The organism is Bartonella florencae (assembly GCF_000312525.1).
Classification (GTDB): Bacteria; Pseudomonadota; Alphaproteobacteria; order Rhizobiales; family Rhizobiaceae; genus Bartonella; species Bartonella florencae.
Window position 1 is genome coordinate 1 of sequence record NZ_HE997528.1, and the last position, 256, is coordinate 256.

Annotated in this window: 1 pseudogene; it reads right to left on the reverse strand. The window is 39.1% G+C overall.

Going from position 1 to position 256, the window contains the following annotated elements:
* Nucleotides 1-51 precede the first annotated feature (51 nt).
* Nucleotides 52-256, reverse strand: a pseudogene (locus tag BN202_RS09180) (hypothetical protein); the annotation flags it as partial.

Below are 256 nucleotides of genomic sequence, written 5' to 3' on the forward strand. Positions count from 1 at the left end.
TTCCCCCGTGGCGTGAATCACGCATGTGTTGAAAGTTGTTTGGTTTGGTTGTTAAATTTTTATATCTTGAGGAATTCTTGTTCTGTCTCGAATGTGGGCATTCCCATAAACATGGGAAAAATTATAAACCTTGGCATTTCCATAAATGCGTGCATCACCATAAACTTTGGCATTGCCCAAAACCTTTGCATTTTCATAAACTTTTGCATGATCAGAAATCACGGCATCACCATAAATCACGGCATCACCATAAACC